This window comes from Streptomyces sp. adm13(2018), from assembly GCF_008042145.1.
In the GTDB taxonomy this organism is placed as follows: domain Bacteria; phylum Actinomycetota; class Actinomycetes; order Streptomycetales; family Streptomycetaceae; genus Streptomyces.
Window position 1 is genome coordinate 1 of record NZ_RDBH01000185.1, and the last position, 8,512, is coordinate 8,512.

General features: G+C 73.7%; 6 protein-coding genes and 1 pseudogene. 4 read left to right on the forward strand and 3 right to left on the reverse strand.

What is annotated here, in order from left to right; all coding sequences use genetic code 11:
* Positions 1-104 precede the first annotated feature (104 nt).
* Positions 105-1,502: a dipeptidase gene (locus EAO70_RS35340; RefSeq protein ID WP_148006900.1), complete on the reverse strand. Its 1,398-nt coding sequence runs from the start codon at positions 1,500-1,502 to the stop codon at positions 105-107.
* Between the two features lie 214 nt (positions 1,503-1,716).
* On the opposite strand from EAO70_RS35340, the gene EAO70_RS35345 reads away from it, so the two are divergent.
* Together EAO70_RS35345 and opcA are read left to right on the forward strand one after the other, a co-directional pair.
* Positions 1,717-2,265, forward strand: coding sequence for a DoxX family protein (locus EAO70_RS35345; RefSeq protein WP_148006901.1), 549 nt, complete (start codon positions 1,717-1,719; stop codon positions 2,263-2,265).
* A gap of 259 nt (positions 2,266-2,524) precedes the next feature.
* Positions 2,525-3,481 carry a glucose-6-phosphate dehydrogenase assembly protein OpcA gene (gene opcA, locus EAO70_RS35350; RefSeq protein ID WP_148006902.1) on the forward strand — a complete coding sequence of 319 codons (957 nt, stop codon included), beginning with the start codon at positions 2,525-2,527 and terminating at the stop codon, positions 3,479-3,481.
* Positions 3,482-3,638: 157 nt separating this feature from the next.
* Here opcA and EAO70_RS35355 read toward each other — a convergent pair whose 3' ends face one another.
* Positions 3,639-4,724 (reverse strand): cytochrome P450 family protein, encoded by a 1,086-nt coding sequence (locus tag EAO70_RS35355; protein WP_261993208.1) that lies wholly within the window; start codon positions 4,722-4,724, stop codon positions 3,639-3,641.
* Between the two features lie 399 nt (positions 4,725-5,123).
* Here EAO70_RS35355 and EAO70_RS35360 point away from each other — a divergent pair, with 399 nt between their 5' ends.
* Positions 5,124-6,296, forward strand: a complete 1,173-nt coding sequence (locus tag EAO70_RS35360; protein WP_148006904.1) for a cytochrome P450 — start codon at positions 5,124-5,126, stop codon at positions 6,294-6,296.
* 362 nt (positions 6,297-6,658) lie between these two features.
* Here the strand turns inward: EAO70_RS35360 and surE are convergent, their stop codons facing one another.
* Positions 6,659-7,567 carry a 5'/3'-nucleotidase SurE gene (surE, locus tag EAO70_RS35365; RefSeq protein WP_148006905.1) on the reverse strand — a complete coding sequence of 303 codons (909 nt, stop codon included), beginning with the start codon at positions 7,565-7,567 and terminating at the stop codon, positions 6,659-6,661.
* A gap of 373 nt (positions 7,568-7,940) precedes the next feature.
* On the opposite strand from surE, the pseudogene EAO70_RS35370 reads away from it, so the two are divergent.
* Positions 7,941-8,512: pseudogene (locus EAO70_RS35370) on the forward strand (hypothetical protein); the annotation flags it as partial.

The following is an 8,512-nucleotide window of genomic DNA, read 5'->3' on the forward strand; positions in this document are numbered from 1 at the left end:
GGGATCTGGGGTTGCCGGAACGGCCGGGGGTGGCGCGCCGGACGTCGACCGGGCTTGCGGTGCGATGGGGGCCGGGCGCGGGGGCGTCCGCGTACCCCGTCAGGTCACCGGTGCGGCGTTCGCGACCGGGCGTAGTCACGGAGGAAGAGCGCCTCGGCGAGTGCCATGTGCTCGATCTCGGAGGGGTCCACGCTCTCGTTGGGCGCATGGATGAGGCAGCCGGGCTCCTCGACCCCGATCAGGGCGATCTCCGCGCCGGGGAACTGCGCGGCGAGCACGTTGCAGAGCGGGATCGAACCGCCCTGGCCCGACTGGACCATGTCCTTCCCGTACGCCTCCCGGAGCGCCTCCCCGAGGGCCTCGTAGGCGGGGCCGTCCGTGCGCGCCCGGAACGGCTGGCCGCCGCTCTCCGCCTCCACCTCCACCCGGGCGCCCCACGGGGCGGCCGACGTCAGATGCGCGGCGAGGGCGCGCTGCGCGTCGTCGGCGTCCACCCCCGGCGGGATCCGCAGGCTGACCCGGGCGCTCACCTTCGCCTGCACGGCGGCCGAGGAACCGACCACCGGCGGGCAGTCGATGCCGAGCACGGTGACCGCGGGTCGCGCCCAGAGCTCGTCGGCGACCGACCCCGTACCGACGAGGGACACCCCGTCGAGGGCGCCGACATCGGCGCGGAACTGCTCGGCCGGGTAGTCGACCCCGTCCCAGGCCCCGTCGCCCGGCAGCCCCTTGACGGCGGTGTTCCCGTGCTCGTCGCGGAGGCTGTCGAGGATCCGGATCAGCGCGGCCAGCGCGTCGGGCGCGGGCCCGCCGAACATGCCGGAGTGCATCGCGCCCTTGAGCGTGGAGACGGTGACGACGACGTTGGCGAGCCCGCGCAGCGAGGTGGTCGTGGTGGGCAGCCCGAGCGAGAAGTTGCCGGTGTCGCAGATCAACAGGGTGTCGGCGGCGAAGAGTTCGGGCTGCTGCGCGACGAGCTGCTCCAGCCCGCCGGTGCCCTGCTCCTCCGAACCCTCCGCCACGAACTTGATGTTCACCGGGAAGCCCCGGCCCTCCGGACCGCCGAGGGCGCGGAGCGCCGTGAGGTGCATGGCGATGTTGCCCTTGCAGTCGGCCGAGCCGCGGCCGTACCAGCGCCCGTCGCGCTCGGTGAGTTCGAAGGGCGGGGTCTCCCACGCCGCGTCGTCCAGCGGCGGCTGGACGTCGTAGTGGCAGTACAGGAGCACGGTGGGCGCGCCCTCCGGGCCCGGCGCGTGTCCCACGACCGCGTCCGTGCCGTCGGGGGTCGTCACCCGGCGCATGTCCTGGAGCCCCGCCTCCGTGAAGGCCCGGACGAGGAAGTCGGCGGTCCTCGCGCACTCCTCGGGCGGGAACTGGCGGGGGTCGGCGACCGAGCGCATCGCCACGAGGGCGGCCAGGTCCTCCTTCGCCCGGGGCATCAGCTCCCGGACCCTCTTCCGCAGGGCTGCGGTCCCCGTGGACTCGGTGGACTCGGTGGTCATGCGTACCCACTTCCCTCGGGCCGTGGCGGGGCGCGGCTCACGGCCCCGGGACGGTGACGGCCCTCCCAGCCAAGCACCGGCGGACAACTGCCGCAAAAGGGGACTCGAACGGAGTAGCCGCCCGGGGGCCCGGGCGGCGCGCGCCGAGCAGGACGACGACAGTGGACGGCGTATCCCTCCGCCCCTCTTCTCCTCCCGCACCTGGAGCAACGCCATGGGCCACCCCAACCGACGCGACCTCGGACTCCTCCTGCTGCGGGTCGGCACCGGAGCCGTACTCGCCGCGCACGGCACCCAGAAGCTCTTCGGCTGGTTCGGGGGCGGCGGCATCGACGGCACCACCAAGGCCATGGAGGCCATGGGCTTCCACCCGGGCCGGGGGAGCGCCGTCGCCGCCGGGCTCGGCGAGGCCGGCGGCGGGGCCCTGCTCGCCCTGGGGCTCGCCACCCCGGCCGCCGGGGCCGCGGCCGCCGGAGCCATGACCGGCGCCGTCGCCGTCCACGCCCCGGCCGGGTTCTTCGCCCAGGGCGGCGGCTACGAGTACCCGGCGTTCCTGGGCTTCGTCGCCGCCGCCATCGGCGTCACGGGCGCCGGGCGGTACTCCCTCGACCACGCCACCGGCCATGTCCTCGACCGCCGCTGGGTGGTGGCCACCGCCTTCCTCGGCACCGCGATCGCGGCCGCCACCGTGGTCAACCGCCGGGCCGACGACCAGGCCGCGACCCGGGCGTCCGAGGAGGAGCCGGAGCCGGGAGCCGCGTGAGGCCGAACGGGGGCGGGTGTGGCGGGTGGGGACGGCGGGAAGCGACGCGGCACGCGCGCATGCCCGCCCGCCGGTGAAGCCGGGTGGGCCTCGGGTCGGCCTGCGTGGATCCGCCTCGGACCGGCCCACGTCGGCCCGTCTCGGAAGCGGTCGGTCGCGCGGACCCGCCCAGGGCCGGATCGGCCGCAGCAGGGGGCCCGCACGCGTCCGTCGTGCGGGAGGGTTAGGCTCGCCGCAGAGGAAGGGACGGTCGCCGCGCATGAAGATCGATCTGACGGACACCAACTCCAGCAAGATCAACAAGGCGATCCTGGAAGGCCGCCGGGCCGTCGGCACACCCGCCGCAGGTGTCGTGCTCACCCTCGTCGTCGTCACCGACGAGGAGAACGCCTACGACGCGGTCAAGGCCGCCAACGACGCCTCACGGGAGCACCCCTCCCGCATCCTGGTGGTGATCAAGCGCCATGCCCGCTCGCCCCGCGGACGCCACGAGACCCGGCTCGACGCCGAGGTCCGGCTCGGCACCGACGCCGGTTCGGGCGAGACGGTCCTGCTCCGGCTCCACGGCGAACTCGGCGACCGCGCCGACTCCGTGGTCCTGCCGCTGCTCCTGCCGGACGCGCCCGTCGTCGTCTGGTGGCCCGTCGACGCCCCCGAGGTGCCCTCCCTCGATCCGCTGGGCTCCCTCGCCCAGCGCCGTATCACCGACATGTACGCGGTCGAGGACCCCCTCACCGCCCTGGAGGAGCGGGCCGCCTCGTACGCCCCCGGCGACACCGACCTCGCCTGGACCCGGCTCACCCCCTGGCGCTCGATGCTGGCCGCCGCGCTCGACCAGGCACCGGTGACCATCACCTCGGCCGCCGTCGAGAGCGAGGCGGAGAACCCGAGCGCCGAACTCCTCGCCCGCTGGTTCGAGGTCCGTCTCGGCGTCCCCGTGGACCGGATCGTCACCGACGGGCCCGTGGTCACGGCCGTCCGGATGGGCACCGCGGGCGGCGAGATCCGCATCGACCGGCCCGAGGGGCCGGTCGCCCGGCTCGCGATCCCCGGCCAGCCCAGCCGGGTCCTGGCCCTGAAGGTCCGGACGACGGCCGAGCTGATCGCCGAGGAACTGCGCCGCCTCGACCCGGACGAGGCCTACGCGGCGGCCCTGCGCGGCCCCGACGGAGCCGCCGGCCCGAACGCCGAACAGCAGTCCGCGAACCGGAAGTAGAAGGAGGCGTACGTCCGACCGCGGGACCCGCACCCCGATCCACGCGTACGAAGGCCCACCGCGGCGGCACGGCCGACGGCACCTCCTCCGGGAGGGCGTACGGATGCGAGGCGGACGGCTCGTCTCTCCTCACCGGCCCCCTCGCCGACCGTGCGGGTCAGGCCTCGGGGGTGAACGCGACGGGCAGGGTCGCCATCCCACGCAGGATGCCCTCGCGCCGGCTCAGATCCGCGTCGGGGTCGGCGAGCCGCAGGTCGGGGAGGCGGCGGAGCAGCGTGCCGATGGCGATCCGCGCCTCCACGCGGGCCAGCGGCGCGCCCAGGCAGAAGTGCACACCATGGCCGAAAGCAAGCTGTTGCGGGACCTCGCGGCGTGCGATGTCGAGGATGTCCGCACGGTCGTACCGTGCCGGGTCGCGGTTGGCCGCTGCGAGCCCGATGATGATCATCTCGCCCGCCGGGACGGTGACCCCGCCGATCTCGTAGGCGTCGGTGGTGAAGCGGGCGACGCCGCGGCTCACCGGCCCCTCGTAGCGCAGGAGTTCCTCGACGGCGCCCGGCAGCAGTGCGGGGTCGTCGCGGAGCGCGGCGAACTGGTCGGGGTGGCGCAGCAGCGCGTGGACGCCGTTGGCGATGAGGCTCGCCGTCGTCTCGTGGCCGGCGAGGGTGAGGAGGATCGCCATGGCCGTCAGCTCGCGGTCGCTGATCCGCTCCTCGGCCTGCGCGGCGCAGAGCGCGCTCAGCAGGTCGTCCTTCGGGTCGGCCTTGCGCTGGGCGATCAACGGCTGGAAGAACTCGGTGAGTTCGGCGCGCGCTCGGGCGCCCTTGGCGAGGCGTTCGGGGGTGTTGGGCGGCATGATCAGGCCGACGGCGAGCCGGGCGAAGTCGGGCTGTCCCTCGGCCGGGATGCCGATGAGTTCGCTGAGGACGGCCATGGGGAGCGGCAGGGCGAACTCGGCGACGAGATCGGCGGTTCCGCGCGTGGCGAAGGCGTCGACGAAGGCGTCGGCGTGCGCCTGGACGCGGGGCGCCAGCTGCTCCACGCGGCGGAAGGTGAAGGCCCTGGAGGCCAGGTTGCGCAGCCGGGTGTGGTCCTCGCCGTCGGCGACCAGCATGCTGGCCATCAGGACGTTGGTGCGCTCCTGGTGGGCCATCTCCTCCTCGAGTCCGGTGACCCCGACGGGGCTGCTGCTGAGCCGTGTGTCGGTCAGCGCGGCCACGGCCTCGTCGTAACCGGTGACCATCCAGACTTCAAGGGTGGGATTCAGCCGGACGCGCTGCACGACACCGTGCTCACGGATGCGCTCGAAGAGCGGGTAGGGGTCAGGCTGTTGAGCGACGTCTACCGGGACATCGTGAATGATTGTCTGCTCTTGACCGGTCATCTTCCCTGTCTCCCCGCTTATTTGTGCAAGATCTCTGCCAAGTAGTCATACCAGCCAACCCAGTTGCGTGGTAGCGTCACCGGCGCTCGGCTCGGATCGATGTTCGGACAAGGACCGGCGAACCGTCGGTGGCAGGATCAGCGAGGTGCCCCGCCCACCGGTGATACCGGCGCCCCGTACCGCACGACTCGGTAGCAGCCAAGGCCTCAACCAGGCCCGATGCGCAGGGGGATACGTTCCGTGGAGCAAGCGGCAGCCGTGGACCCGATTCTGGATCTGGCCCGTCCGTCGATCCTGCGGAACCCCTACCCGGCGTACGCCCGGATGCGCGAGACCTCTCCCGTCCTCTGGCACGAACTGCTCGGTTCCTGGGTCCTGACCCGGCACGCCGACTGCCTCGCCGTGCTCACCGACAGCAACGGGTTCGCCTCCGACTGGCGGCGCGCCGGGGAGGACATCCCCGCCCCGCTGCTCAGCGTGCAGACCCTCGACCCGCCGGAGCACACCGCCATCCGGCACCTGCTGCTCGACGGCTTCCGGGCCCAGGACCGCCACGCCCTGCACGACGACCTGGAGGGGCGGATCACCGACCTGCTCGCGGAGTTGGCCCGGCGCCCCTCCTTCGACCTCGTCGGTGAGCTGGCCGAGCCGGTGGCGCTCCGCTTCGTGACCGCGTTCCTCGGGGTGCAGGCCCCCGAGCCGGACTGGTTCGTGCCCATGTCCCGTACCGTCGTCGACGGCATGGACGCCGGCCTCTGGCCGGAGAAGCACGAACCGGCCGTCGCGGCCCGCGCCCGGCTCGCCGAGTACGCGGGCGGCTGGCTGGCCGACCCGCCCGAGGACGGCCTCATCGCGTACGTGGCCGCGCATGCGGCGGACAGCGGCGTAGCGGAAACGGTTCTCCGCAACAGTCTGCGTGCCGTCCTGCACGCCGGCTACGAATCCGCGTCCCGGCTCCTCGGCAACGCGGCGGCCGCGCTCCTCACCACTCCCGGCGCCCTCGACGCGTTCCGGGCGGGGCCGGCCACGGCCGTGGACGAACTCATCCGGTACGACGCACCGGTCCAGGCGGACGCCCGGGTCTGCGTCGCCGACACCGAACTGGGTGGCGTCACGATGAAGGCGGGTGATCCGGTCACGCTCTTCCTGGGAGCGGCCAACCACGACCCGCTCCGCTTCGCGCACCCCGCAGAGCTGCGACTCGACCGCGCCCCGAATCCGCACCTCGGTTTCGGCCGCGGGGCCCACGCCTGTCTGGGCGCGTCCATGGCGATCCGGCTCACCGGATCGGTCCTGGGCGCCCTGGCGAGGGACTACCCGCAGGCACGGGCGGTCGCGGAACCGGAACACCGGCGCAATCTGACCCTGCGCGGTCTCGACCGCTTCGAGGTCACCCTGCGTCCAGACACGGGGGAGGAGGTACGACCATGAAGTACTGGCACTGAAACCAGTGAGCGCGGTGCCGTCCGGGGGGACGGGCACCACGCCGGTGCACGAGCCCCGTGCACCCCGCCGGAGCCCGAGCCCGCTGCACGGCTCGGGCTCCGGCCCTTCCCGGTAGCCGAGCGCGGGGTACCGGCCGCCGCGCCCCGCCCACGGGTCGAACGGCCGCCGCGGCCGGACGGACGCGCCCGGCTACCGGTCGACGGCCGGAGCCGGAAGGCGCGCGTCGTCGAAGAGCAGGCGCAGCGCGCCGTCCTGGGGACACCGGAGGCCGACCCGGAAACGCCGGAGGTGAGCCCCCGGACCGAGCGTGTACGCGGCGGCCACCTGGAACACCTCGTGACCTGTCGCTACGGCCGCAGGCCACCCAGAAGGAGGGTGATCCTCGCCGCGTCGACCGTGCCCGTGTTCCAGTCGGGGGAGATGGGAGCGATCGACACCTTGTCCGCCGTGACCGCCTCCGCGTCGCCGCCCCGTCGGCTCGGTGCCGGGGCCAGGTCGACGGCGACCTTCCACGTGCCGTCGCCCGCGTCCGTGTACGTGGCCGCCAGTACCGGCTGGGGGTCCTGGCTCGTGACGGCGGCGCCCCGTGCCGTCCCCCGGCCGTCCGCGCCGACCACGGGATGGTTCACGTTCAGGCCCACGCCCGCCGGGAGCAGCCGGCCGTTTCCGGCCCGGGCCCGCAGCCGTTCGATGAGCTTGACGGTGAAGTCGTTGGTGGGACGCATGGCGTTGAGGATCTGCTCGGGTACCGGGACGGCCAGTTCGCCGGTGCTCACGGCGATGGCGGGCACGCCGCGCTCCAGGGCGGCGATCGCGCCGCCGACCGTGCCCGAATGGGTCGCCAGGGCGGCCACGTTGGGTCCGAAGTTCGTGCCGGAGACCACGAGGTCCGGGGCGCGGTCCCCGAACACCGCGGCGAGGCCGAAGGACACGGAGTCGCCGGGCGTACCGTCCACGGCCCACACCCGGGGCTCGGGGTGCACCACCTTGACGGTGCTCCCGCCGGCCAGCTTCGTCCCGGCGCCGCTCTGGTCGGTCAACGGGGCGACGACGGTGACCTCGTGCCCCGCGGCCGTCAGCCGCTGGAACAGCATGCGGATGCCCGGCGCGTCGTAACCGTCGTCATTGGTCAGCAGGATGCGCAGCGGCCGGACCGTACCGCCCTCGCCGTGAGCCCCGCCGGCCGCCGCCGTACCGGACAGCGCGGGCGTGCACAACAGGACAGCGGCCAGGGGGAGAACGCGCGTGCGTCTCATGGATTGGCTCCTTCGGTAGGAGAGTTGGGGTACGGGCAGCGCGGAACCGCCCTGCCGTTCCCGGGGGTCGCCGTGTGTGGTTACACGTGTAACACGCTGTCTGTGACGCCGTAAACAGTTCTGTCGCACACCGGGCGCGGCCGGGATTACCCCGTGGCTGGCGGGCCGGTGGCCGTCCGCCGCCCCGTCTGCATGAACGGACCGGCTCCGCAGACTCGCGGCCCCCGCTCGGACACCTCTGCCCGACCCGCACCCCGGACCACGCGCCGTGCCACCCCGTCGGCGGCCGGGGTGCGTGATCCGAGGAGAAGCGGAATCCACCGTCGGCGCGCGCCCGCGGCCTTAGGGTGTGCGAGGGAAACAGGGGGAGACGATGATCGACTACCGCAAGAACACCATTCCGGTGTGGACGCTCGCCACCCGTGACGTCCGGGTGCCCGCCTTCACCGGTGAGAAGCGGATGACGGCCGGACGGCTGGCGGAACTGCGCACCGTGCTGGCCGCGCTCGCGGACGAGCCGGTCGCGACGCTCGAAGCGCATCCCCTCCCCGAGCGGCTCGACCGCGCCCGGGGCATCCCGCTCGACGCCGCGAGCCCGCTCGCGCAGCATCTCTCGCAGCTCGTCACCGAGTCGGCGCGGAGTTCCTCCTCGGCGGCCACGATCGCGGGCGAAGGGCTGTACCGCATGGTCGTTCCGGCGAAGTTCGCCGACGCCCTCGGGCGGGGCCTCGTGCGCTCGATGAATTCGGGGGAGGTGGCCGGCGGGCTCCGTGGGCCGCTGGTCGACTCGACGGGCCGCATCGTCGCCGGTGCGACGTTCGTGCCGGTCGAGTCGACCAGCGGCCCACGGAGCCCGCCGGCCACCTCCCCCGAATTCATCGAGCGCACGAGGCCCCGCCCGAGGGCGTCGGCGAACTTCGCCGGAACGACCATGCGGTACAGCCC